The 22,755-nt window shown below is 59.1% G+C and carries 20 protein-coding genes; 13 read left to right on the forward strand and 7 right to left on the reverse strand.

All coding sequences use genetic code 11. The features are described 5' to 3' along the window. Positions 1-4: 4 nt before the first annotated feature. Positions 5-994 carry an Lnb N-terminal periplasmic domain-containing protein gene (locus tag AC4HNJ_RS04290; RefSeq protein WP_490478285.1) on the reverse strand — a complete coding sequence of 330 codons (990 nt, stop codon included), beginning with the start codon at positions 992-994 and terminating at the stop codon, positions 5-7. Between the two features lie 109 nt (positions 995-1,103). Here AC4HNJ_RS04290 and AC4HNJ_RS04295 point away from each other — a divergent pair, with 109 nt between their 5' ends. The 3 genes from AC4HNJ_RS04295 to AC4HNJ_RS04305 all read left to right on the forward strand — a co-directional run bounded on the left by AC4HNJ_RS04295 (position 1,104) and on the right by AC4HNJ_RS04305 (position 4,803). Next, positions 1,104-3,020: an esterase/lipase family protein gene (locus AC4HNJ_RS04295; protein ID WP_490478286.1), complete on the forward strand. Its 1,917-nt coding sequence runs from the start codon at positions 1,104-1,106 to the stop codon at positions 3,018-3,020. A gap of 228 nt (positions 3,021-3,248) precedes the next feature. Next, positions 3,249-3,878 carry a class I SAM-dependent methyltransferase gene (locus tag AC4HNJ_RS04300; RefSeq protein WP_490478287.1) on the forward strand — a complete coding sequence of 210 codons (630 nt, stop codon included), beginning with the start codon at positions 3,249-3,251 and terminating at the stop codon, positions 3,876-3,878. A gap of 1 nt (position 3,879) precedes the next feature. After that, entirely contained in the window at positions 3,880-4,803 is a 924-nt protein-coding gene (locus AC4HNJ_RS04305) for a flavin reductase (RefSeq protein WP_490478288.1), read from the forward strand. A gap of 272 nt (positions 4,804-5,075) precedes the next feature. Here AC4HNJ_RS04305 and AC4HNJ_RS04310 read toward each other — a convergent pair whose 3' ends face one another. Both AC4HNJ_RS04310 and ssb read right to left on the reverse strand, forming a co-directional pair. Further along, a complete protein-coding gene (locus tag AC4HNJ_RS04310; RefSeq protein WP_490478289.1) occupies positions 5,076-6,944 on the reverse strand; it encodes a glycoside hydrolase family 2 protein in 1,869 nt (622 codons plus the stop codon). 573 nt (positions 6,945-7,517) lie between these two features. Continuing rightward, positions 7,518-8,018, reverse strand: a complete 501-nt coding sequence (ssb, locus tag AC4HNJ_RS04315; RefSeq protein ID WP_490478290.1) for a single-stranded DNA-binding protein — start codon at positions 8,016-8,018, stop codon at positions 7,518-7,520. A 225-nt stretch (positions 8,019-8,243) separates the two neighbouring features. Between ssb and AC4HNJ_RS04320 the strand changes: the two genes are divergently transcribed. Next, complete coding sequence (locus AC4HNJ_RS04320) at positions 8,244-9,248, forward strand: polyprenyl synthetase family protein (protein WP_490478291.1); 1,005 nt, start codon at positions 8,244-8,246, stop codon at positions 9,246-9,248. Positions 9,249-9,340: 92 nt separating this feature from the next. Here AC4HNJ_RS04320 and AC4HNJ_RS04325 read toward each other — a convergent pair whose 3' ends face one another. From AC4HNJ_RS04325 to ubiH, 3 genes are all read right to left on the reverse strand, one after another. Beyond that, positions 9,341-10,135, reverse strand: a complete 795-nt coding sequence (locus AC4HNJ_RS04325) for a dienelactone hydrolase family protein (protein ID WP_490478292.1) — start codon at positions 10,133-10,135, stop codon at positions 9,341-9,343. 82 nt (positions 10,136-10,217) lie between these two features. Next, positions 10,218-11,423, reverse strand: coding sequence for an FAD-dependent oxidoreductase (locus AC4HNJ_RS04330; RefSeq protein ID WP_490478293.1), 1,206 nt, complete (start codon positions 11,421-11,423; stop codon positions 10,218-10,220). Next, positions 11,420-12,646 carry a 2-octaprenyl-6-methoxyphenyl hydroxylase gene (gene ubiH / locus AC4HNJ_RS04335; RefSeq protein WP_490478294.1) on the reverse strand — a complete coding sequence of 409 codons (1,227 nt, stop codon included), beginning with the start codon at positions 12,644-12,646 and terminating at the stop codon, positions 11,420-11,422. The genes AC4HNJ_RS04330 and ubiH overlap by 4 nt, the downstream gene beginning before the upstream one ends. A 104-nt stretch (positions 12,647-12,750) precedes the next feature. Between ubiH and AC4HNJ_RS04340 the strand changes: the two genes are divergently transcribed. The 3 genes from AC4HNJ_RS04340 to AC4HNJ_RS04350 are packed head-to-tail and all read left to right on the forward strand — an operon-like array spanning position 12,751 to position 14,847. Then, on the forward strand, positions 12,751-13,341 hold the full coding sequence (locus tag AC4HNJ_RS04340; RefSeq protein ID WP_490478295.1) for a hypothetical protein: 591 nt from the start codon (positions 12,751-12,753) through the stop codon (positions 13,339-13,341). 16 nt (positions 13,342-13,357) lie between these two features. Next, positions 13,358-13,921 carry a cob(I)yrinic acid a,c-diamide adenosyltransferase gene (locus AC4HNJ_RS04345; protein ID WP_490478296.1) on the forward strand — a complete coding sequence of 188 codons (564 nt, stop codon included), beginning with the start codon at positions 13,358-13,360 and terminating at the stop codon, positions 13,919-13,921. 5 nt (positions 13,922-13,926) lie between these two features. After that, the gene (locus tag AC4HNJ_RS04350; protein ID WP_490478297.1) at positions 13,927-14,847 is read left to right on the forward strand and encodes a histone deacetylase family protein; all 921 of its coding nucleotides are present in this window, start codon (positions 13,927-13,929) and stop codon (positions 14,845-14,847) included. A 26-nt stretch (positions 14,848-14,873) separates the two neighbouring features. On the opposite strand, the gene msrB is transcribed toward AC4HNJ_RS04350, so the two are convergent. Then, positions 14,874-15,275 carry a peptide-methionine (R)-S-oxide reductase MsrB gene (gene msrB, locus AC4HNJ_RS04355; protein WP_490478298.1) on the reverse strand — a complete coding sequence of 134 codons (402 nt, stop codon included), beginning with the start codon at positions 15,273-15,275 and terminating at the stop codon, positions 14,874-14,876. Positions 15,276-15,540: 265 nt separating this feature from the next. Here msrB and AC4HNJ_RS04360 point away from each other — a divergent pair, with 265 nt between their 5' ends. The 6 genes from AC4HNJ_RS04360 to AC4HNJ_RS04385 all read left to right on the forward strand — a co-directional run bounded on the left by AC4HNJ_RS04360 (position 15,541) and on the right by AC4HNJ_RS04385 (position 22,681). Next, on the forward strand, positions 15,541-18,024 hold the full coding sequence (locus AC4HNJ_RS04360) for an LPS-assembly protein LptD (protein WP_490478299.1): 2,484 nt from the start codon (positions 15,541-15,543) through the stop codon (positions 18,022-18,024). A 111-nt stretch (positions 18,025-18,135) separates the two neighbouring features. Continuing rightward, positions 18,136-19,488, forward strand: coding sequence for a peptidylprolyl isomerase (locus tag AC4HNJ_RS04365; protein ID WP_490478300.1), 1,353 nt, complete (start codon positions 18,136-18,138; stop codon positions 19,486-19,488). Between the two features lie 20 nt (positions 19,489-19,508). Beyond that, positions 19,509-20,510: a 4-hydroxythreonine-4-phosphate dehydrogenase PdxA gene (pdxA, locus tag AC4HNJ_RS04370; protein WP_490478301.1), complete on the forward strand. Its 1,002-nt coding sequence runs from the start codon at positions 19,509-19,511 to the stop codon at positions 20,508-20,510. Beyond that, positions 20,507-21,283, forward strand: coding sequence for a 16S rRNA (adenine(1518)-N(6)/adenine(1519)-N(6))-dimethyltransferase RsmA (gene rsmA / locus AC4HNJ_RS04375; RefSeq protein ID WP_490478302.1), 777 nt, complete (start codon positions 20,507-20,509; stop codon positions 21,281-21,283). The genes pdxA and rsmA overlap by 4 nt, the downstream gene beginning before the upstream one ends. Positions 21,284-21,396: 113 nt before the next feature. Then, positions 21,397-21,780 (forward strand): Co2+/Mg2+ efflux protein ApaG, encoded by a 384-nt coding sequence (gene apaG / locus AC4HNJ_RS04380; protein WP_490478303.1) that lies wholly within the window; start codon positions 21,397-21,399, stop codon positions 21,778-21,780. 52 nt (positions 21,781-21,832) lie between these two features. Continuing rightward, positions 21,833-22,681 (forward strand): symmetrical bis(5'-nucleosyl)-tetraphosphatase, encoded by an 849-nt coding sequence (locus AC4HNJ_RS04385; protein ID WP_490478304.1) that lies wholly within the window; start codon positions 21,833-21,835, stop codon positions 22,679-22,681. The last annotated feature ends 74 nt before the right edge of the window (positions 22,682-22,755 follow it).

The raw sequence follows: 22,755 nt of genomic DNA on the forward strand, positions 1-22,755 counted from the left end.
GGTCCTACGGTTCCGGCGGTGTGCGGATCGCACGCGAAAAATCGTCATTCGGCCCTGTGGCCCGCGCACGTGCGGTGATATTTCCCTCTCGCGTCAACATCGATAGCGGATAACGGGTATCCAGCGCCCCCACTTCATACAAATAACTGGGCAGATACGCCGTAAGCAGCAGGCGATAGTCGTACGGCAAGCCAGGATCAAGCTTCTTGGCCATCTGGTAGACGATCGTCACGCAATTGGACGTCACCGTATTGTAGAAGGCCGGCTTGGTCGCCAGCTCATTGGCCTCCTGCACATACGACAGGAATAGTGCACGCATCGTGGCTTTATCCATGCGCAGACGATAGAGATAGTCTGTCTCGCCACGCACATTGGTACGCACGCGCACCACGTCGCGTTCGTCTGCCGCCACGATAGTGCGTTCAAAATGCTTGAAGAAACCGCCGATCGACGAAAAGGCCTGGTGTCGCTGCCGGCGAACCTCCACCGAAAAAACCACATGCGAACCGTCATCGAATCCGAAGGATAGCAACGCATGCACAATGCCTGGCATTCCCCATGATGAAAGAATGATGTCGGCGCTATTCAGACGATCAAGATCGTAGCGACGCGTCTCCCAGTGAATGTCATAGTCGCTCTCGGAACGCCAATTGAAATTGCGTACGTTGTGCAGGGTAACGACATGACCCTCCACGCTTCCGCTCAGGGAACGGGAGACATCATCAGCCCAGTCGCGATGATGTGTCGGCGTAATCGTGCTCCACCATGCAAGCAAGGTCATGAAGACCAGCGCGTACACCCCGATGGGCAGACCCGTACGCCGATGCCAGGCCCAAGCCAGCAACACTGCCGTGCCCGACGCCCAGGCGATACCTGCCAGCGCGCGGGATACCCAACCTCCGGGAAACTGGTACCACAACGCCAAAACGCTCCACCCGCCCGATAGCACAACAATCAGCGCAAGCGGCACGTAGACAACCCAACGCACGATCATCCACCTTCTCCCGGCGCGGCCGTTGCGTGGATAATAAAACGGCAACGACCGCTCATCCTGCTTCCAGATGCGAGAAGAACCGATGAAAGGCCGCAAGCAAAACCGGATAATGCGCGTTGTTGCAATGGCGACTTTGCTGCTCGTTTCTGGCTGCAACATGGTGGGCATCCATCACGTTGCACAGCGCGACTACGCAGCCCAGCGGCGCAGCGATATCTTGAATACCCGGACGCTGAGCGACAGCACGGTGCAAGCGCTCAACGTGGTGGCGCTCACCCACACTACGTGCGCTGACAATTTTCCACGCTGCACCCATACCTTGCTTTATACCGATGGCCTGGATGACGAACGCCGCCTATCGGCACTATCGGAGTTGTGGCTGGCATTCGCCATTCAGACTGACCACTCCCGCAAAGGCGAGCCGATCACCGATACGGCACTGGACGCCTATCTGCAATCCGCACGCTACGCCTATGCCTATCTGTTCTATACGCCACGCAGCCCCGGTGCGCGCGTCTTCGAGGCACGTCAATCGCAGGTCCTGGATTTCTATAACTACGCCACCCAGCGTGCGGTGGTGAGCTTTTTTCGCTTGCTGCCCACACTCGGCACAGGATGGATCAGCACACCGGTCGCAGGGTGGAATCTGCTCAGACCGGATTCCGATGTGTACCTGGGATCCGGTGACCGGATTCCCCAAAAGCTCCTTCCTGCTGAGGGATTGCGCTTTAGCGGCTTACGCGATGTGTATCGTCGCGACGGTTTTGGCTCGGCATTCGTCGCCATCGGCGCCACTCCTCCCAATAATGCAGCCTGGCAAGAATCCCACTATGTACCCCTGACCGCCGTCCTGGAGTTTCCCGGTGAAACACTGCAAAGCGTTCTCGATACGCACGACGTACGCGTCTTCGCCAAGAACCCCTACCTGGACAGCTCCATCAAGCTCGACGGCCAGACCATTCCCCTCGCGGCCAATTTCACCGCGCCCTATGGCGTCTGGCTTGCGCAATCCAATTTCGCCACGGAGTCGCTTCGCTCCCTGTTCGGACGTGGCGGCCTGAGCAAACCGGAGGTGCTGCTGATGCAGCCCTACGATCCGAACCGGCTGACCGTCATCATGCTGCACGGCTTAGCCAGCAGCCCGGAAGCCTGGATCAATGTCGTCAATGAATTGATGGGTGACGAACAACTGCGTCGCACTTACCAGGTTTGGGAGGTGTATTACCCCACCAATGTCCCGGTAGCCGTCAATTTGATGCAGATCCGCAAGGCCATCGACGATACCTTGCAGCACTTTGATCCTTCAGGTCATGCGGTCGCCTCCCACCATATCGTATTGATCGGCCACAGCATGGGCGGTGTGATTGCACGCCTGTTAGTCTCCTCAAGCGACGACAAACTATGGGGCATCATCCGCGAACGGCCCGGACTGTCCGCGCAACAACGGCAGAAACTGCGGCAACGTCTCGCTCCCTATCTGCAATTCCGACCCATGCCGCAAGTGACGCGTGCGATATTTCTTGCCGCGCCGCATCGCGGTACGCCCGTCGCACAATGGACAGTCGCGCGCTGGATCCGGAGCCTGATACGGCTGCCCCTGACACTGCTGGAGGAAGGAAAAGGCATCACCGACGCCATGCAAGGTAAGAATGCCGAACCGGGCACACCCGCGCGGATTCCCACCAGCATCGATAATCTCAGCGACGAGGATCCTTTCATCAAGGCGTCCAGTACCTTGCCCATTTCTTCCAAGGTGCACTACCACACCATCGTCGGCATGTATAAGTCAAAGGGGCCGCTGACCGAATCCGACGATGGCGTAGTGCCTTACGCAAGCGCGCATCTCGAAGGCGCGGATTCCGAGCTTGTCGTGCCCTCCTGGCATAACGTGCAGGAAACGCCGCAAGCCATCATGGAACTGCGCCGCATCCTGCGCCTGCATGCCAGCCAGCTGCATTGCCTTTGGCAAGGGGGAGAAAGCAATCCGCTCGAGTCTTATTTGCCATGCACAGACAGCACGCCCTAAACAATCCTGTGGCCCAGGTAGCTTTCGGCTAAGTATTTTTAGCCGCCCTGCAGGTGCCGCTGCAGGGCGCCAAACGCCCGCACGTGGCACGCGGCAACCCCTGCTGACGAAATCGGCACTCACTGGAACAGGGCCTTTCAGTTTGCACCACCGGTCACCCGGAGATCAGCGCACGCCGCATCGGCCATCAAAACGGCAAAGGGTTTGTCAGCAAAGGCGGTCGATGACGTGCATACCGGAGAGCAGTACCACAACTTCTTTTTGACCTCGCCGCGGGACCGGATGGTGCGGGATAGATTTCAAAAGATGGTTCTGAATCTATTGCCAAAGGGAGCGCATATCCTCGACTTTGGCGCCGGAACTGGCATAGACGCCAAGACCTATGCCGCCCATGGATACCAAACTTTCGTATATGAGCCTGCGGAGAGCATGCGCGAATCTTTGATACGCCACTGCGGCGATGAGATAGAGCGCAAAACCGTCATTGAAGTCACGCTGCCGCTGCGCTGCAAGGTGCAGGCAGTCACGGCGAATTTTGCGGTCCTCAATCATTTCGAAAACCACACATCTCTGTTCGAAGAACTTGCGCAGATCGTCCACCAGGGCGGCATCGTTCTTGCGAGCATGCTTAATCCTTATTACCTGGGCGATGCCCGTTATGGGTGGTGGCGAAAAAACCTAATAAATCTTGTGCGGCAAGGTCACTACGCCATTCCCAGTGAAAGCCGGATCCATCGTTTTGTGCCACGTGTGGTGGCACAGGCCGCAGCCCCCTATTTCCGGCTCGAAAACCTTACTCCCCACGGTTTCGGATGGGCCACCGAGTTGTACATGTTTTTGCTGCTGCGGCGTATTTGAAATGGTAAGGGATTGGCTAAAGCGACTCGTGCGCCCGCTTCCGCAGTGGACGCCGATTGCCGTCGCTCCTCATGCCCAGATAGTGACTGCGAGCTTGCACTGGGCAGGTAACTTCGCCGACGTCACCACCGATCACACCGTGGCGTCGCTCAACCCGCTCATCATCGCAACCAGCGTTGATGGTGGCCCATGTCCTGTATTGGAGTACACCGATAGCGCAACTGGAAAACTTCTCGGTGTATTGCACCTGCTGCGGGCAGAGTCCGTCGTTATCGAAGACACATCCCTCACGTTTTATCGCGTCACCGCTGGTGAACACTATTGCTTAGGATGGCCCATGCGTTCGTGGAACGCATGGCTCCAAAACCGGAGCATGCTCAGGAATCGCTCCGCAAATCATCTCAATATGGCACCTGCCGCCGCACAGCAGCTCATGATCGCCTACTTGTGTCCACGGCCGGTTGTGCTGGTCTCCGTGGATGTACCGGACCATCAGAATATCTTTCCAATGGATTTGATCGGCCCCCTGAAGCGTAGCGGCCTCTTTTCACTCGCACTGCGCAACACCAACGTTTCAGAACCGGTGATACGTGAGGTGCACAGGGTTGTTCTATCCCATGTGCCCGCAACGATGAAGGCGTCCGTTTACAAACTGAGCCAGCACCACAAGCACCCTCTCATGGACTGGAGCGCACTTCCGTTTTCGGTTCGACCATCGCCGACATTCAGCACCCCCGCCGTCGCTGCGGCACTGTGCGTGCAGGAGTTAACCATCGTGCATAGCCAGACAATCGGCTTGCACACCTTTTTCCTAGCCCGTGTCGTTTCTGACGAAAACGGGAAACAAAACGCTCAGCTGCATCACACAGCAGGTTTTCACCAGGCTTATCGCAATCGGCATGCCATGCCGTTTACCGAGGTCTAGTACGCGTAAAGCCAAAGAAGCGAAGCGAGACCGAACATCCCGCCAATCCAGTCTCGGCGACAAGTTGACCTCAGCACAGGAATGATGACGAAAGCGGATGGCAAACGTGTCCGAACCTCTCACTCACGGCAAGAACGCCAGCAAGATGAGCCTTGACGTATGCGCCGGGATCAGCCTAAAAAACTGACCCCGGCGATGACACATCCTGGCCTGCAGAGTACGGCGCGAACGCCAGCGGAAATCGGCAACCTCATTATCCCCAGACGCCTATCTCAGCGTAGGTCGCCTGCGCGTATCGTTGCCTCATTGATCGCACGTACCTTGGCCTCGTCTACCTTTTCGATTTTTCGATCGTAGGTGAACAGGCCGTTGTGCTCGCCCTCGACGTCGGTGATCTGGGTATAGACGCTGCCGGACATCCCCTTCGGCACGCCTTTGTCGCGCAGTACCGCGGTATTCGCAACATAGCCGGCGGTCAGCGCGGCGCGGTCTTTTACGGCGCCGTAGGGGTTGATCGGCGTGTTGGGCCAGACATGGCCGGGAATGCCCAGGGTCAGGCCACCATGCTCGCCGTCGATAGCGGCGCGTTGTGCGTCCGGACTGGGCAGGCCGGGACCTTGATAGTCATGCACGTCGTAGACGTCGCCGGCGTGCGGATCGCCCTTGGTGTCGCAACAGTTGGCGCCGCTGCGTGCGTCGACCAAGCGTGAGGGATCGAGTTGCTTGATCTGCGCGGCCAGCTCGGCAGCGGCCGGAATGCTCCACTGGCCCCAGCCCTCATTAAACGGGATCCAGCCGATAATCGAGGTCTCGCCTTTGAGCTGCTCGACGATGGCCGAGACGTCGCCGCGGAAGCGCGCCTTGTCGGCGGCGCTGAGTTTGTCATTGCTCCCGGTCGGTAGTGCCGGCATGTCCTGCCACACCATCAGGCCGATACGGTCGGCCCAGTAATACCAGCGCGCCGGCTCCACTTTGATGTGCTTGCGGATGGTGTTGAAGCCCAGGTCCTTGGTCTTCTGTATATCGAATTTAAGCGCGGCGTCGGTGGGTGCGGTGTAGATGCCATCCGGCCAGTAGCCCTGGTCCAACGTAGCCAGCAGGAAGGTCGGCTTGCCATTGAGCACGATACGGTTGCGTCCGCCCACCTTCTCGACGGCGATGGTGCGCAGGCCGGCGTAGCTGGTCACTTCGTCCCGTTGGCCACCTTTCGCAAGCGTGGCCTTGAAGGTGTACAGGAAAGGATCCTGCGGGCTCCAGAGGCGCGGATGTGCGATGGCCAGATGCAGCGGTTGGCCTGCCGGTCCGCTCGCGTCGCCCACCACTTTGCCATCCGCGTACGCGGTGACATGTAGTGTGGCGTCCTCGCCGGGGCCATGCAGTTTCGAGGTAACGGTGAAGGCGTCGAGGCTGTGCGCCGGTGTGAAGTTCAGTTGCGCCAGGCTGGTGGCCGGCACCGGCTCCAGCCACACCGACTGCCAGATTCCTGAGGCTGCCGTGTAGAAGATGCCTTCGGGCTTCAGCCGCTGCTTGCCGATCATCACGTTGGCCCCATCCACCGGCGCATGCACGGCAACGATGATCTCCTGTGGACCGTGCGGGCGAAGCGCCGATGTGATGTCCGCGCTGAAAGATGTATATCCGCCGGCGTGATGTGCGACCCGCGTACCGTTGACATACACCGTGGCCTCGTAGTCCACCGCACCGAAGTTCAATCGTACGTGTTGACCATGCACGACGAAGGCAGCCGGGATGTTCACCAGCCGGCGGTAGAACATGAAGTCCGAATGCTTTTGCACACCGGAGAGCACCGACTCGATCGGATACGGCACCAAAACCTGTTCCTTCAGCGCCCGGCCGAATGGCAGTGCGGTTCGGCCATCATCCGGCGCGTACTGCCACAGCCCGTTAAGGTTCATCCACTGTGGATGTTCCAGTGACGGGCGGGCCAGCTGGGGGCGCGGATACTCAGGCAGCGCATTGAGAGGCGAGACCTCGGCCGTCCACGGCGTCGCCAGCGGCGCCACCTTGCCATTCCAGACTGTCGTCTGGTCTGGCGCCGCCATCACTATCGAGGCAAAGCCCATCGCAACGATCATGCTCACCCAGGCGCGTGCGCCCGGTACTTTGATACTACCCATCATCCGCCCCTTCCTAATCAGGTTCGCTCGCTGCAGTGCCATGCACTGCTGCTCCTGTAGGTTCGCTAATTGTCCGACAAATGTCCAACCTCGGCTGCCATACTTGTGGACAGAGCCACATGTCAGCGTTGAGTCACGACTTCAGTCGGTTAGCGCCATACGTTGCTGGACTGGTTCGACCGGTATTTCGAAGTTCAACGTCTGCCACGACCGTTCATTCAATCGGCGCGGCTTAGCTGCCTGCAGGCTATCCTTGGTTTTGTAGGCAATCCGGCACCGGTAAGGTTCCTGCTCCGCATTCGTCATGCGTGCAGTGACATGAGCCGGCGATCTTCAAAGCATTCACGCTGCGATCTTGGGCATCTCGAACATGGCCGTCACCCTCATACAAAAATTGGATCTGGACTGCGGACTTGCTGGGTTCTATTCAGCCGAACTGATGGCCCGGAAGGCACGAAAAAACGCCCCGCTTCTTTGCAGAAGCGAGGCGTTTTGATCGAGCCTGAGTAAGCGACTTTTTGAGAAGAAAGCGACCAAGTCGCTCTTCATGGACCTACAAACTAACTATTGTCCCGGTCAGAACGGAATGTCGTCGTCATCAAACTGGTTGTTCATTTCCGGCGGCGGAGCCGACTGGCGCTGAGGCGCGCTGCCGTAATCGCCACCGCTCTGGCGAGGACTGCCGCCTCCCTGCGAGCGCTCGCGGTAACCACCGCCGCTACCTGCGGCACCACCCTCGCCGCCACCGCCCAGCATTTGCAAATCGCTGGCGATGATGTCGGTGGAATAACGTTCGACACCGTCTTTGCCCGTGTATTTGTCGGTCCGGAGCGATCCCTCGACATATACCTGGCGCCCCTTCTTGAGGTATTCGCCGGCAATTTCGGCCAGACGGCCAAATAGCTTGACGCGGTGCCATTCGGTGCGCTCTTGCTTCTGGCCGCTCTGCTTGTCGGTCCACTGCTCGGAAGTCGCAACGCTGAGGCTGGCGACCGCCGTACCCCCCGTGGTGTAACGGACTTCAGGGTCCGCGCCGAGGTTGCCGACCAGGATGACTTTATTAATGCCGCGCGCCATGAGATCCCTCGAAAACAATGCCTGATATGGCTGACCGAGCATCCTAGCATAGGGCTCGGGACGGGATGCCGGCATAGCACCCTTTGCGGTGTCATCCTTGACCATCACATCTTGCGTGAAATTCAGGACGGCATTACGCCGGGGCAACCACAAGAAGAAGGGGTAAGTCACGCGGACTGCAAGCGCAGGCCCTATAATCGGGGTTCTATGTCCAGCCCCAGCCGCATGAACACTTCCGTTCTCCAGACCATCAACCCCGCACGTGACTTTGCCGGGGTGCGCGCGCTCGCCGAGGGCGATATGCAGCGCATCGATGGCCTGGTGCGCCAACGGCTAGCGTCCGACGTAGTGCTGATCAATCAGATTGCCGACCACATCATCGCTGGCGGTGGCAAACGCCTGCGGCCGATGCTGCATGCTTTGGCCGCCCGTTCGGCCGGGTATGCTGGCGACAAACACATCAAGCTGGCGGCAGTGATCGAGTTCATCCATACCTCGACGCTATTGCATGACGACGTAGTGGATGAATCGGACCTTCGCCGAGGCCGTAAGACCGCAAATGCACTGTGGGGCAACGCTGCCAGCGTGCTGGTTGGCGACTTCCTGTATTCCCGCTCCTTCCAGCTGATGGTGGAGCTGGATGACATGCGCATCATGCGCATCCTCGCTGATACCACCAATACCATCGCCGAAGGCGAAGTTTTGCAGTTGCTCAACATCGGCAACGCCGACGTCAACGAGGCCGCCTACCTTGCAGTTATCGAGCGCAAGACAGCGGTACTGTTTGCCGCGGCCACCCAGCTCGGTGGCCTGCTGGGCGGCCTTGCAGATACCCAGGTCGCAGCGCTGCGCCGGTACGGCATGCAGTTGGGCTATGCCTTCCAGATCGCGGATGACTTGCTGGACTATGTGAGCGATGCCGGCACGCTGGGTAAGAACATCGGCGACGACCTCGCCGAAGGCAAGCCTACATTGCCGCTGATTTACGCGCTCCAGTGTGTCAGCGCAGAGCAAGCGCGAGAGATGCGCCATGCCATTGAACATGGCGGACTAGGATCACTTGACCACATCGTTACCGCCATCCGCGAATCCGGCGCTATCGAACGTACCCGCGAATGTGCGTTGCGGCATGCCCGCGCTGCTCGTGAAGCGCTAACCACGCTTCCTTCTTCTTCTTACCGCGATGCCTTGGCCACGCTAGCTGATTATTCGGTGCAGCGCACTTTCTGACCGCTCGGCATTCTTCGGGTCGATATACCCTTTCTCCCCATGTGCCAGACATCGGCTTGCTTTGCCGCGAGATCGTCGGACACACACGTGGATCAAGGCACGCCATTGAACGCTGAGTGCAGCCAATCATGCATAAGTCGATAACTGCGAGCGGCTGCGCGCGCATCATATTTGCAACCCGGTGAGTTCTCGCCCACCTCCGTGAAGCAATGCACGGCATGGCCGATTACCACGAATTCCCAGTCAGCCGGACTGGCGCGCATTTCGTCCATGAATTTATCCGCATCCGGCATCGTGCCCTTATCGTCCGCGCCATTCATCGCAAGCACGCGTGCCTTGATGTTTTTCGCCAACGCGGGATTATCCGTCGTCAAGCCGCCGTGAAAGGACACTACCGCAGCCACATCCGCCCCACTGCGAGCCAAATCCAATACGGCAGTACCACCAAAACAAAAGCCGATGGCGGCAAGCTTGTGCAGATCGATCGGAGCACTCGCTGCCTGGGCCTTTAGCTGTGCCAGCGCTTCGTTGATGCGTTTGCGCATCAAGCCACGATTGCTATACAACGGCTTCGTTGCCGCTTCGGCCTGATCGGCATGTCCAGGCTGGGGCCGCACGTTTTCTCCATACATGTCCGTCAGCAGGATCACATAATCCTTGCCGGCGATCATGTCCGCTTTCTGCACGGCCGCTTCATTCACTCCATACCAATTCGGCACCATGACTAGCCCGGGGCGCTTGGCCTGGCTGCTGTCGTCATAAACCAAAACACTTTTGAAGTGCGTACCGTCCAAGGTCCATTGCACCGGACGATGCACCATCTTGGCCTGCGCAGCAAAAGTCGCGCAGGCCAGCAACGCAAGACCAATCATTCGGACAAAGCGCATGAGACGATTTTCCTTGTTTGGAATGTGAAAGGCGCACACCTGCTATCCCAGATGACAGGTCATACCACCCGATGGTTTTGATTTACGAAAGCCCTGCTGCGTGCATCGCCATGCGCCGCTTCAATGGCAACAAGCGATCGATGGCACGAACTCCCCGTCCCCGCATGGCCGCCCACGGTGCACCTTGCCACGCGTAAATGCGCGCGAGCGCATCAAAGCCATAGGCATCGATGGTGTCTGCACTTCGACGACGGCGCGCATAACGACGTAGCACCTGCGAGGAGGCGAAATCCCGCCCTGCTTCGCGCGCTGCCATAAGCGTATCGCGTAGTTCAACAACATCTCTCAGACCAAGGTTCACCCCTTGCCCAGCCAACGGGTGGACAACGTGGGCCGCATCGCCGAGCAAGACGAAGCGCTCGGCCTGATAGGCGTCGGTAAGTTGCAGTTTCAGGGGAAAAGCGGTGCGTCGTGTTGTCGCCGTGATCGGCCCGAGGCGGAAATCGCTTGCGAGGCCAAGCTCCCGGGCAAAGGCTTCGTCATCTAGCGATAGCACTCGCTGTGCCTCGCTTTCCGGCAACGACCACACAATGGAACTGCGGCCATCCAGCAACGGGAGGAAAGCCAGCGGTCCCGTCGGCAAAAACCGTTGCCAGCACGCCTGCGCATGTGGCCGCTCCGTAGAAACGTGCGCCACCACGGCACGCTGCACATAGTCACGACCATGCGTGGCAATCCCGGCATGCCTCCGTAACGGAGAGTGACCGCCATCGGCCGCGACAAGCAAACGCACAGCGATACTTTCGCCATCCGCCATGCCCAAAACGATGCGATCGGAACGTGCCTCGAAAGATTCAACCGTGGCCGGGCAAAGTCGCTGCACACCGGCCGCTTCCAGCGATTGCCAGAGCATCCATTGCACAAGATTGTTTTCGACGATATAGCCGAGCAGGTCACGACCTTCGTCCGCAGCATTGAAATGGATCGCTGCTCCGTTCGCGGCCTCCCATACGTGCATATGCGCGTAGGGAGAAGCACGTGCCGCTCGAATGGATGCCCAAACGCCCAGCTCATCCAAAAGCTTGATGGAAGATGGTGCTAATCCCACGACGCGAAGATCCAGCTCATCTTCGGGATTCCAAGCAGCGGGTGGTCTCGCCTCCAATAGCGCGGTCGCAAAACCCGCCTTGCTTAGGGCAAGCGCCGCAGCAGCCCCGACCATGCCTCCACCAACCACGGCAACGTCCAATGCCGGCGCACGACGTTGAACCGCAGGAACCGTTCTCATGGCAGATGCTCCAAAACAGCTCGCGGCGGCGTGCCCCTGAATCCCATGCCGCGCCGCGCCAGCACCTGCTGCAGCGGTGGCACACGGTCGTAAGCCAGCAAGGCCAGCGACCGCAAAGGCGCCAGCAAGGGCTGAGGCATGCAGGCGAAGCGAATCAAATCATGGCTCATGCCCATGGTGCCCTCGCGATCTGGAGCCCGCTGCGCCGCATAACGCTCCAGCAATGACGAAGCGCCAGGATCGGGAGCCCCTGCTACCAGTTCCGCAAGTGTCAGCGCATCGCGCAGACCAAGATTGAAGCCCTGCGCACCGATCGGATGCACGGTCTGTGCGGCGTTACCTACCAGCACCGCACGGAAATCAGTAAGACGACGGGCGGCCACGCGTCGAATGGCATAGGGAAAGCGTTTGCCCGGACGAGTCAATCGGCCGAGCCGCCAACCGAAGCGCCGCTGAGCCAGCGCAACGAACTCCGCATCGGAAGCGGCAGAGACGTCCGCTGCGATATTGGACGGAACTGTCAGCACCAAGCCGCAGCGTCGCTCGGATAGCGGCAGCAGGGCCACCGGCCCTTCATCGGAAAAACGCTCCCAGGCACGATGGGCCGGATCGCGTTCCGGAGTGACCGTGCATACAAACAGCGTTTGCTTGTAATCGTGAATATCAGCCTCGATGCCAAGCTGTGCACGCACAAAAGATTCCGTGCCATCCGCACCGACCAGCAAGGCAGCATCGATATGCTGGATGCCCTCCGAGGTGCGAATCTCCGCACGCCAACCTTCCGTGTGCCGGGTAAGGCCCGTGAGGCTGGCAGGAGCCAGGCGCACCAGCCGCTGGCATGCATCAAGCCCCTGCAGCAAGGCAGCGCCCAACTCGCGCGCCGGCAAGGTCCACCCCAGGGCATCCACTCCGTGCTTGGCAGCATCCAGCCGGGTGCTGCCGAATTCCCCGGCTCGACTTACGTGGATGTGATGGATGGGCGTGGCCTGCGCCGCTGCAAATGGCCATACACCGATGGCTGTCAATCCATTTACCGTGGCACGCGCCAGTGCAAGATTGCGTTCGTCATAGCTGGGCTGGGCATCGACCCGCGGGGCGGCAGCCTCTACCAGGGTGACTTTGCAACCGGCTTTGTCCAACGCAATGGCCAAGCTTGCACCCACCAAGCCGCCACCGACGATCAACACACTGCCTTCGGGAAGAAATGGAGAAGAAGAAGTCATGCAGGGATGATACGCGTTGTGAACGACTCTCGACGCATGAGAATCCCCGCAATTGGGCTAAACTGATTGTCTCTCACGAGTCGCCTGTCTATTTGGAGTTCCACATGTTTACGACACAGACCCAGCGCCTTGGCATCTTGGCGGGGCTCGCCCTGGTGATGGCGGCAACCCGCATGCACCATTTCAATGCCTTGCCTGACGCAAGCTGGGGTGTGTTCTTCCTAGCTGGTTTCTGGTTGCGCGGTTTGGGCCGCTGGGCTTTTCCATTGCTGATGGCGGAAGCCGTGCTGGTCGATTACCTGGTTATCACGCACATGGGCATCAGCTTTTGGAGCCACTACTGCGTTTCGGCCGGCTACTGGTTCCTGATCCCCGCTTATGGTGCACTCTGGATCGGTGGCAGCTGGTTGGCGAAACGCCAGCAAGGGCTGCGGCTTTCCACCCTGGCCCTGGCCGTCGCGGTGTTGTGGGTAAGCGAGGGCGCTTGCTATCTCATTTCCAGCGGCAGCTTCTATTGGTTGAGCAGCCATGTGCCGGCACCGAAGAGCTTTGCAGCTTGGTTTGTCAATCTCGGTGATTGGTACCTGCCGTTCCTGCAGACCACCTCGCTCTACGTTGGCTTGGGCGCAGTGCTGCATGTAATGGCGACGCAGCTGTCGCGCCTTTCGCAGCACAGCGGACAAATGCAGCACTGAGCGTCACTTACATCTGATGGGAAATCGCCTTTCGAAGATTTATACCCGTACCGGTGACGATGGCAGCACCGGCCTGGGGGATGGCTCGCGGGTCCCCAAAGATTCCGCCCGCGTTGCTGCATACGGCACGGTCGACGAACTGAACAGCACCATCGGCATGGTGCTGGCGTGCGAGGGTGTCGATGCAGTTCGCGAAGCGCTTACACAGGTGCAGCACGAACTGTTCGATCTGGGCGGAGAGCTCTGCATCCCCGGTATGGCCATGATCGACGATGCAGACATTCTTCGACTTGAGGAAGTGCTCGACCGTTTCAACGAACCACTGCCGCCCTTGAAGGATTTCATCCTGCCCGGCGGCGGCATGGCAGCCTCTTGCTGCCACTTGGCTCGCACGGTATGTCGTCGCGCCGAACGCGAGGTCATTGCTCTGGGCCGTATCGAGGCGGTCAGGCCTCAAGCGCAGCGCTATCTCAACCGCCTGTCCGATCTGTTGTTTGTACTGGGGCGCGTGCTCGCCCGTTCGGGCGGCCATGGCGAAGTACTCTGGCAGCACGAACGCCGCCGCAAGCCGAAAGCCTGAGCGTCATGCTGCAGCTGTTTACCCACACCGACTGCCTGCAGCACGACCCTGGCCCCGGGCATTCGGAATCGCCCGCTCGCCTGCGCGCCGTCCTACAAGCGCTGGATCAGGACCGTTTTGCAGCGGTGGATCGTATCGAGGCGCCGCGGGTGAGCCGGGAACAGCTATTGCGTGTTCATACTCCCGAGCACATCGAGCGGATCTTTTCCCTGTCGCCCGCGTCCGGAACGGTAAGGCTGGATGAAGACACGCTGATGTCTCCCGCCTCGCTGGAGGCTGCCTTGCGGGCAGCAGGTGCGGTTGTCGCCGCTGTCGACGCCGTGGTCGGCGGCTCCACCAACAGGGCTTTCTGCGCGGTACGCCCCCCAGGCCATCACGCCACCGCGGAGACAGCCATGGGATTCTGCTTGTTCAACAACATTGCGGTGGGAGCCGCTCACGCTCTAACCGCACATGGACTGAAACGCGTGGCGATCGCCGATTTCGATGTGCATCACGGCAACGGCACTCAGGATATTTTCCAGCACGATCCGCGCGTGCTGTTCCTGTCGACTCACCAGTCGCCGCTTTACCCCGGCACCGGGGGCGTGGAGGAGCAGGGGGTCGGCAATATCGTCAACGCGCCGCTGTCTGCTGGGGATGGCTCATATGAATTTCGCGGCGTGTGGAATGATGTCTTACTCCCGCGCCTGCATGCCTTCAGACCGCAATTGGTGCTGATTTCGGCGGGATTTGATGCCCATCGCCATGACCCGCTCGCAGATATCAGGCTGGAAACCGAAGACTATGCCTGGATGACCGAGCGTCTCGTCGATCTGGCCAGGACACATGCGGATGGCAGGCTGGTTTCCACCCTTGAAGGCGGCTATGACCTAGCCGCCCTCGCTGCCAGCGTCAGCGCACATGTGAGCATCCTGCTGGATTGAGGAATAAGACGACCATTGCCAGCTGGCTATGGTTGTGGCTCGAAATCCAACGCCACGGAATTGATGCAATAGCGCAAGCCGGTGGGTTTGGGCCCATCCGGAAAGACATGCCCCAGATGAGACTCGCATACAGCGCACCTTACCTCCGTGCGGTGCATCCCATGGCTTTCATCCGGGACAAGGCTGATGGCGGCGCGCCTGATCGGCTGGAAAAAACTAGGCCATCCCGAGCCGGAGTCATATTTGGTTTCGGAAGCGAATAAAGGTGTTCCGCATGCGACGCACACATAAGTGCCCGGCTCTTTATGCCGATACCACTTGCCACTGAACGGGGGCTCCGTAGCCGAGCAGCGGCAAACGGCATACTGCTCCGGGTCCAGGCTTGCGCGCCATTGCTCATCGGTCTTGGAGGGTTTGTACTCATTCATATCCCAATCCTTACCAGGGGCACCGCTCTCCTATTCTGCACGGGAGTCGCCACCGTGTCTGTCGGCGGCCGCGGCTTCTTGGCGAGGAATATGTGGGTGCATGCAGGCGTGCGCAATCATCGGAGGGACATCCGGCCATGCTCGGACCGGGCTCTTCTTGCGAGGGTTGCCGCTGCATCAGGGTCGATAACATCGGATGGGCGTATGCCGTCGGAAGGGCCTTTCTGTTAGCTTAACGCCCCTTCGTCGCCGATTGATTGCCTCCGTGAAGCCCAAGAAGAGCCTGCGTTCTCTGCCTCCACGCCGCCTGCTAGCAATCGCCGCTGCCGCTGCCCTGTTCGGCAGCCAGGGCGCCCATGCCGCATCGCAAAGCAAGCATCCGAAAAGCACTTTGGATGGCACCGAGGTCGTGTGCCCGCTGGGCACATTCATCTGCCCGCCGCGACCCGATAATTTCGCGCTTTGCCGTCCTAACGGGATGCTGGAGTTTTACGACCCCTTCCTGAGCAAGAACTCCTCGCTCCGCACCTCGGCCAAAACTTATGTGTGGGCGGACCACGTCGAAAGCCCCGATCAAACGATCTATCACCTCACCGGCCACGTAAAAACGATTCGTGCCGATCAGGAACTGCATGCCGACGTCGCCGACTACAACAGCGACACCACGGATTACGATGCACGCGGCCATGTCCATTATCAGGAAGCCATCCATCTGATATCGGCCGATCACATTACCGGCAATACGGATAACAGTACCGGACTAGCCACCGGCAACGTCCGTTTCCAGATGCTGGATTCGCACGGAAACGGCACTGCGGTCCGGGCGCAGATGATCGACGAGAACCGTAATCGCTATACCGTCGTCACTTATTCCACCTGCGATATCGGCCGGCACATCTGGGAAATACGCGCCAAGAAAATCGAGACCGACGACAACACCGGGCGCGGCGTGGCACATGACGCCACGATGAGCATGCTGGGCGTGCCGTTCTTCTATACGCCGTACATGTCATTCCCACTGAACAACAACCGCTCCAGCGGCTTCCTGTATCCGTATTTCGAGCATACCGGAGCGGCCGGCTATCAGTTCCGGATTCCGTACTACTTCAATCTGGCACCCAACTACGATGCTACCTTGACCCCGCGGTATTACAGCAAGCGCGGTGCCATGCTGAGTGGTGAATTCCGTTATCTGTTTCCGCACACGAATGGGCAGTTCAACATCGATTTCCTGCCCAGCGACAATTACAACGATCAGGATGCAACCTCCAACACGCCGAATATCAACGCGCCCGATACGAAGGGCAAGGAACGTTACAGCTACAAGATCATCAACAATACGTCGCTATGGCCCGGCTGGAGCTTGAACGCCAATATCAATCGCGCCTCTGATCAGAACTATCTGCACGATTTCGGCGATGACCTATACAGCGTTGCAACAACCCTGCTGTACTCCAGTATTTACATCAATGGAGCCGGCAACTGGTGGAGCGCATCGTTCGGCGGCGACATGTGGCAGAACGTTACGCCTTCGGAACCGAACAGCGTTGAGCCCTATAAACGCCTGCCTCGCGCTACCTTCAACATGGATATTCCATTTGCGCATTGGTACGACGTCGGCCTGACCAGTGAGGCAGTAGACTTTCACAAGGACGATGCGGTGGAAGGGTCGCGCCTCGACCTTTATCCCTATGTGGATGCCGACTTCCAGGGGTCAGCGTGGTTTATCCGGCCAAAGCTTGCTTACCGATACACCACCTACTCTCTCGATTCGGGGTATCGGAACTACGGTTACTACGGCCCGACCAGCGCGGGTAATTCCCCCTTCACGCAGAGTAACCCGACCCGCTCGCTACCGATCCTAAGCCTTGACCAGGGCCTGATCTTCGACCGCAGCACTTCGCTGTTCGGCACCGATTACACGCAGACACTGGAGCCGCGGCTCTATTACCTCTACGTCCCTTATCGCAACCAAAACAATCTGCCGCTGTTTGACTCCAGTCTGATGGCGTTCGACGATTGGATGTTGTTCGCCCCCAACCAGTTCGCCGGCTCAGACCGCCAGATGAACGCGAACAACCTCACCGCCGCTGTGACCACCCGCCTGCTCGACGATGGCGGCGTGGAGCGCTTATCGGCGACGTTTGGACAGATCCGCTATTTCACGCCGCAAAGAGTGCAGGTGCCGTGCACCCTTGCCTCTGCGTCCTCCAGCAACAATCCCAATGGCTGCGTGGCTACGACCGACTGGCGGGGCTCGGACTATGTGACCGAGCTGGATGCTTCACTCAGCGACCAATGGACGGCCAGCACCGAATATCTCTGGAACCCCAACTCCCGCCAGACCGACCTCGGCACGTTCACGGTACAACGCCGCCTCGGCTTCGATGGCGTGCTCAACTTCTCCTACCGTTTTCGCCGAAACTTGCTGGAACAATACAGCGTCTCAGCGGTCTATCCGCTTACGGATCGCTGGCGTCTCATCGGCGACTGGACGTATTCGATGCTGGACAAGCGCACCGTCGAGGCACTTGCCGGCGTGGAATACGAAGGATGCTGCGTGAAGGTCAGTGTGGTGGCTCGCCACTATATAACTGGATATTACGGCGTCGTCTCTTACCTGCTACCCGGCCAAACCCCTCCTGCCAGCGATACAGCTGTCATGTTCCAATTGGAATTCAAGGGCATGGGCGCCTTCAGCGGGCAGACGGACAATATCCTGCAGCGTGATATCCTTGGCTATCAATAAGCGCTCCTGGGAAGGTTATGGAGCGCTTGGGAAAGCAGCCGGCCGTGCTGTTTTGAAATCTCCAATGACGTTACCAACCCTTCGCCACTGGCGACAGAAGGCTGTTCACTGATGAAGCGGATTTTTGCGTTGTTCTTGCTGACGATCGTCTCGGCAATGCCGTCGCTGGCCATGGCCCAGTTGCTATCGCCACAGGATTCGAACTCCGGGCCGCAGCCCGTCGACCGGATTGTGGCGGTGGTCGAAGACGACGTGATTCTCCAAAGCGAGCTGAACGACGCCGTGGCGGCTATCCAGCAGCAATACGCCAATCAGCCGGGCCAGCTCCCTCCTATCGACGTACTGCGCCGCCAGGTACTTGACCGTCTGATCCTGATGAAGCTGCAACTGCAGAGGGCCGATGATCAGGGTATCCGCGTTTCCGACTCGGACGTCGATCAGGCCGTGCAGGCGGTTGCCGCGCAAAACAAGATGAGTCCCGACCAGCTGCGGGCCGCCGTGGAACAAAGCGGCATGAGCTATGCCTCCTATCGACAGCAGCTGCATGATCAGCTTGTCGTGCAGAAATTGCACCAGAACGTAGTGCGGGACTCGGTGACCGTCACCGACAGTGAAATCAACAACCTGCTCAACAGCCCCAGCTACAAGGCTGGCGAGGTGCACTTGGCGCACATCCAGATCAGCATTCCCAGCGGAGCAGGTCCGGCCGATATCCAGAACGCGCAGAAAAAAGCGGAGCAGGCGCTTGCAGCCATCAAGGGCGGCATGTCTTTCAAGGCAGCCGCCATCCGCTTCTCGGATGCGCCTGACGCGCTGGATGGCGGCGACCTGGGCTGGCGTCGCATGGACGAAGTGCCGGCTGCTTTCGTCGACACGATCAGCAACCTGAAACCGGGCGAAGTCAGCGGCATTCTGCATGGCCCGACCGGTTTTCACATCCTGCAATTGATCGGTCAGCGCGCACCGTCCAAGCAGATGGTGACCGAATATCATGCTCGCCAGATTCTGATTCGTCCCAGCGAATTGGTGTCCCCCGCCCAGGCCCAGCAGAAGGCGGAAGATCTCTACAACCGTATCGTCAAAAAGCACGAAGATTTTGCCAAGCTGGCGAAGGACGATTCCAACGACGACACGACGGCCAATGCCGGTGGCGATATGGGATGGTTCCAGCAGAACGATTGGGGTTCGCTGGTCGGCCAGAAACTTGCAGAGCTCAAGGATGGAGAAGTATCACAGCCTTTCCAGAGTGAAGCGGGATGGCACATCCTGCAGCGTCTTGGCTCCCGCAGTAGCGACATGTCCTCCCAGATTGCGCGCGAACAAGCTCGTCAGGCCATCGGCAATCGTAAGGCAGACCAGGCTTACGAAGATTTCCTACGCGAACTGCGCTCCAGTTCGTACGTGAAAATCCTCGCGCCGGAGCTCCAGGAGCCGAACGATACCGCCGCTACGAAAGCATCGTGACGATGAGATAGGGGTAGGTCGTGAACAGGCCTGTATTACCACGGCTCGCGTTGACCGCAGGCGAGCCTGCCGGTGTAGGCCCCGAGCTGCTAGTCCGATTGGCCGCCACACCGCTGGCGGCCAATTTCATTGCCATCACCGACCGCGCCCTGCTTGAGCGGGCCGCAGCCATTTGCCATATCCCTCTTCGACTCATCGATGACGACGGCGATGACATCGACATTCGTCCTCATGGCGTCCTACGTGTGCGCCATATTCCATTGCTGGCGAATGAAGTACCCGGCCAGCCTGATCCGCGTAACGCAGAGCAGGTGCTCGCTTCACTTGCCGAAGCTGCAAAGGGATGCCTGGATGGGCGTTACGCTGCAGTCGTTACAGCGCCGCTGCAAAAATCAGTCATCAACGACGCAGGCGTCCCATTCAGTGGGCACACTGAGTTCTTCGCGGCGCTGACTCAGTCGCAGGTTGTCATGATGCTCGCCAGCCCTGAACTTCGTGTTGCGCTGGCCACTACGCATCTGCCTTTGCGCGCCGTACCGGCCGCGATCGACAGGGTTTCCCTGGAACGCACCTTGCGCATCGTCCATAACGAATTGCGCGTTAAGTTTGGCCTCGCCGAACCACGCATTGCCGTGCTCGGACTCAATCCGCACGCCGGCGAGAACGGTCATCTCGGTAGAGAGGAAATTGACGTCATTCTCCCCACCCTGGACACCTTGCGCAACGAAGGCATGCGGCTCATCGGCCCACTGCCCGCGGATACGGCATTCGTTCCGGCGCAACGCCAGCGCTACGATGCCGTGCTCGCGATGTATCACGACCAGGCACTGCCCGTACTCAAGAGTGAAGCGTTCGATCGTACGGTGAACCTCACCCTTGGCCTCCCCTTCATCCGTACCTCTGTCGATCACGGCACCGCGCTGGATCTTGCCGGCACCGGTAAAGCCGATCCCTCCAGCTTGATAGCCGCAGCACGTATGGCACTCGAATTAGTCGCTCGTCGCGGTACTGTCCATCAATGAACTCCCGCCCTAAGAAAAGTTTCGGCCAACATTTTTTGCATGAACGCCGTTATCTCGACCGAATCGTCGCCGCCGTACTGCCACGCGCTGGCGATTTTTTAGTGGAAATCGGCCCTGGCGAAGGAGCCCTGACACTTCCTTTGCTCGCAGCCGCAGGCAAGCTCACTGCGATAGAGCTCGATACCGATTTGATTCCAGCATTGGAGGCCCGGGCTGCGGGAGTAGGTGAACTCTCCGTCATGCATGCCGATGTGCTGAAGGTGGATTTCACAGCCATGGCGCATCGGCAGGATGTTTCGAAACTGCGCATCGTCGGCAATCTCCCGTATTACATTTCCAGCCCGATCCTGTTTCATTGCATCGATCATGCAGCAACCATTTCCGACATGCATTTCATGCTTCAGAAGGAAGTGGTAGATCGCATGGCTGCCGAGCCAGGCAGCAAGGTATACGGAAGACTTTCCGTCATGCTGCAACTTGCCTGCAAGGTGGAACCCTTGTTCGACGTGCCGCCGGGCGCTTTCCGCCCCCCGCCTAAAGTGGATTCATCGGTGGTGCGCCTCACGCCACTGACTGTCGAGGGGCGACACGATGCGGATCCGGTTCGCTTGCATGCCATTGTCAAAGCGGCTTTTGCTCAGCGGCGCAAAACACTCAGTAATGCGTTGCGTCAGCTCATGGACGCGGATGCCATCAGGCGTGCTGGGATCGATCCCAAGGCGCGCGCTGAAGTACTTGCACCATCGGAGTTCGTTCGGTTAGCCAAAGTGTAGGGCTCGCGACATGGTCGCGATGAGATCTTAGTTCCGGAAAACCTGGCATGCGCGCATACCGCCTTTGCGCCTCTGCCCGTTCTCTCTCTGCCCTACAACGGTACAATCGTGTCATGAATGATAAATCTCCCTACACGATCGACGTGCAGGTACAAACCCGCTTCGTCCCGGATCAGTCCGCCCCCCATGAAAATCGTTACGTCTTTGCGTACACGATCAAGCTGCACAACGCTGGCATCCTCCCGGCCCGCCTGTTGACCCGTCACTGGGTCATCACAGATGCCAATGGCAAGGTCGAAGAAGTGTATGGTGAAGGAGTGGTCGGCGAGCAGCCATGGATGCGCCCAGGTGACGACTACGAATATACGTCCGGCGCGGTGATTGAAACCGCCGTGGGTACGATGCAAGGTAGCTATCAGATGATGGCCGACGACGGCACACGCTTCGAAGCTCTGATTCCGACCTTCACGCTTTCCATTCCACGTACGCTGCATTGAGCGAGGGTCTGTCCATGACGTGCACCCGGCAGTTCCGAAAGGCAGCCCGCTAATGGCTACTTATGCAATCGGCGACGTCCAAGGTTGCTATCCGGAATTGCAGCGCCTGCTGGAAAAGCTTCGTTTTGATCCAGCCAGTGACCGATTGTGGTTCTGCGGTGACCTGGTCAATCGTGGCGGCCAATCGCTGGAAACACTGCGGCTGGTGTACTCGCTGCGCAGCAATATCGTGGTGACACTCGGCAACCACGATCTCAGCTTGCTGGCTATTGCGCAGCGTAAGCAGGATGCGCAGGCACGCGTCAATCCGGAGCTGCGAGAAGTGTTGTTTGCCGAGGACGCGCCAACGCTGCTGGAATGGCTGCGCCATCAAAAGCTGCTGCATCATGACGAAGGGCTGGGCTGGACCATGGTGCATGCCGGCATCGCACCAAGTTGGACGTTGAAACAGGCGCAGCGCAGCGCTACCGAGATCGAACGCGAGCTTGCCAGCCCGCGTCATCCCCGCTTGCTGAAGAACTTGTTCGGCAACCGCCCCGCTGCCTGGTCGAGCCGGCTACAGGGCATCGAGCGACTGCGCGCCTCGATCAATACCTTTACGCGGATGCGCTTTTGCGATGTCAACGGACGCATCGATTTCGAGAGCAAAGGTGCGCCAGGCACTCAGAAGCCCGGCATGTATCCCTGGTTTGAAGTACCTGGCGTGCGTCGACGCGAGACCCGCATCATATGCGGTCATTGGTCTGCACTAGACCGCTTTATGGGCATGGGCGTCTACGGTATTGACACTGGGTGCGTGTGGGGCGGCAAACTCACCGCGCTACAACTAGATGGCGACGAACCCCGGTACGTGACGGTAGATGCTGAGCCACACCGCAAGCGGATACCTGGCGAAGACTGATCACCTTCAAGGCAAAGGTTGCTCAAAAGAGCTTTCGGAAACGCTCGCTATCAAGCAAGCGTCGCCGTTCATGC

This window comes from Dyella sp. SYSU CM1112 (assembly GCF_058216415.1).

Excerpts from the sequence above, each read along its gene's own strand:
- AC4HNJ_RS04290 (WP_490478285.1), bottom strand. The coding sequence starts at position 994 with ATGATCGTGCGTTGGGTTGTCTACGTGCCGCTTGCGCTGATTGTTGTG.
- AC4HNJ_RS04350 (WP_490478297.1), top strand. The coding sequence starts at position 13,927 with ATGCTGCAGCTGTTTACCCACACCGACTGCCTGCAGCACGACCCTGGC.
- AC4HNJ_RS04385 (WP_490478304.1), top strand. The coding sequence starts at position 21,833 with ATGGCTACTTATGCAATCGGCGACGTCCAAGGTTGCTATCCGGAATTG.
- AC4HNJ_RS04325 (WP_490478292.1), bottom strand. The coding sequence starts at position 10,135 with ATGCGCTTTGTCCGAATGATTGGTCTTGCGTTGCTGGCCTGCGCGACT.
- msrB (WP_490478298.1), bottom strand. The coding sequence starts at position 15,275 with ATGAATGAGTACAAACCCTCCAAGACCGATGAGCAATGGCGCGCAAGC.
- AC4HNJ_RS04295 (WP_490478286.1), top strand. The coding sequence starts at position 1,104 with ATGCGCGTTGTTGCAATGGCGACTTTGCTGCTCGTTTCTGGCTGCAAC.
- AC4HNJ_RS04305 (WP_490478288.1), top strand. The coding sequence starts at position 3,880 with ATGGTAAGGGATTGGCTAAAGCGACTCGTGCGCCCGCTTCCGCAGTGG.
- AC4HNJ_RS04345 (WP_490478296.1), top strand. The coding sequence starts at position 13,358 with ATGGGAAATCGCCTTTCGAAGATTTATACCCGTACCGGTGACGATGGC.
- ssb (WP_490478290.1), bottom strand. The coding sequence starts at position 8,018 with ATGGCGCGCGGCATTAATAAAGTCATCCTGGTCGGCAACCTCGGCGCG.
- AC4HNJ_RS04330 (WP_490478293.1), bottom strand. The coding sequence starts at position 11,423 with ATGAGAACGGTTCCTGCGGTTCAACGTCGTGCGCCGGCATTGGACGTT.
- AC4HNJ_RS04365 (WP_490478300.1), top strand. The coding sequence starts at position 18,136 with ATGAAGCGGATTTTTGCGTTGTTCTTGCTGACGATCGTCTCGGCAATG.
- ubiH (WP_490478294.1), bottom strand. The coding sequence starts at position 12,646 with ATGACTTCTTCTTCTCCATTTCTTCCCGAAGGCAGTGTGTTGATCGTC.
- AC4HNJ_RS04320 (WP_490478291.1), top strand. The coding sequence starts at position 8,244 with ATGAACACTTCCGTTCTCCAGACCATCAACCCCGCACGTGACTTTGCC.
- apaG (WP_490478303.1), top strand. The coding sequence starts at position 21,397 with ATGAATGATAAATCTCCCTACACGATCGACGTGCAGGTACAAACCCGC.
- AC4HNJ_RS04310 (WP_490478289.1), bottom strand. The coding sequence starts at position 6,944 with ATGATGGGTAGTATCAAAGTACCGGGCGCACGCGCCTGGGTGAGCATG.
- AC4HNJ_RS04340 (WP_490478295.1), top strand. The coding sequence starts at position 12,751 with ATGTTTACGACACAGACCCAGCGCCTTGGCATCTTGGCGGGGCTCGCC.
- rsmA (WP_490478302.1), top strand. The coding sequence starts at position 20,507 with ATGAACTCCCGCCCTAAGAAAAGTTTCGGCCAACATTTTTTGCATGAA.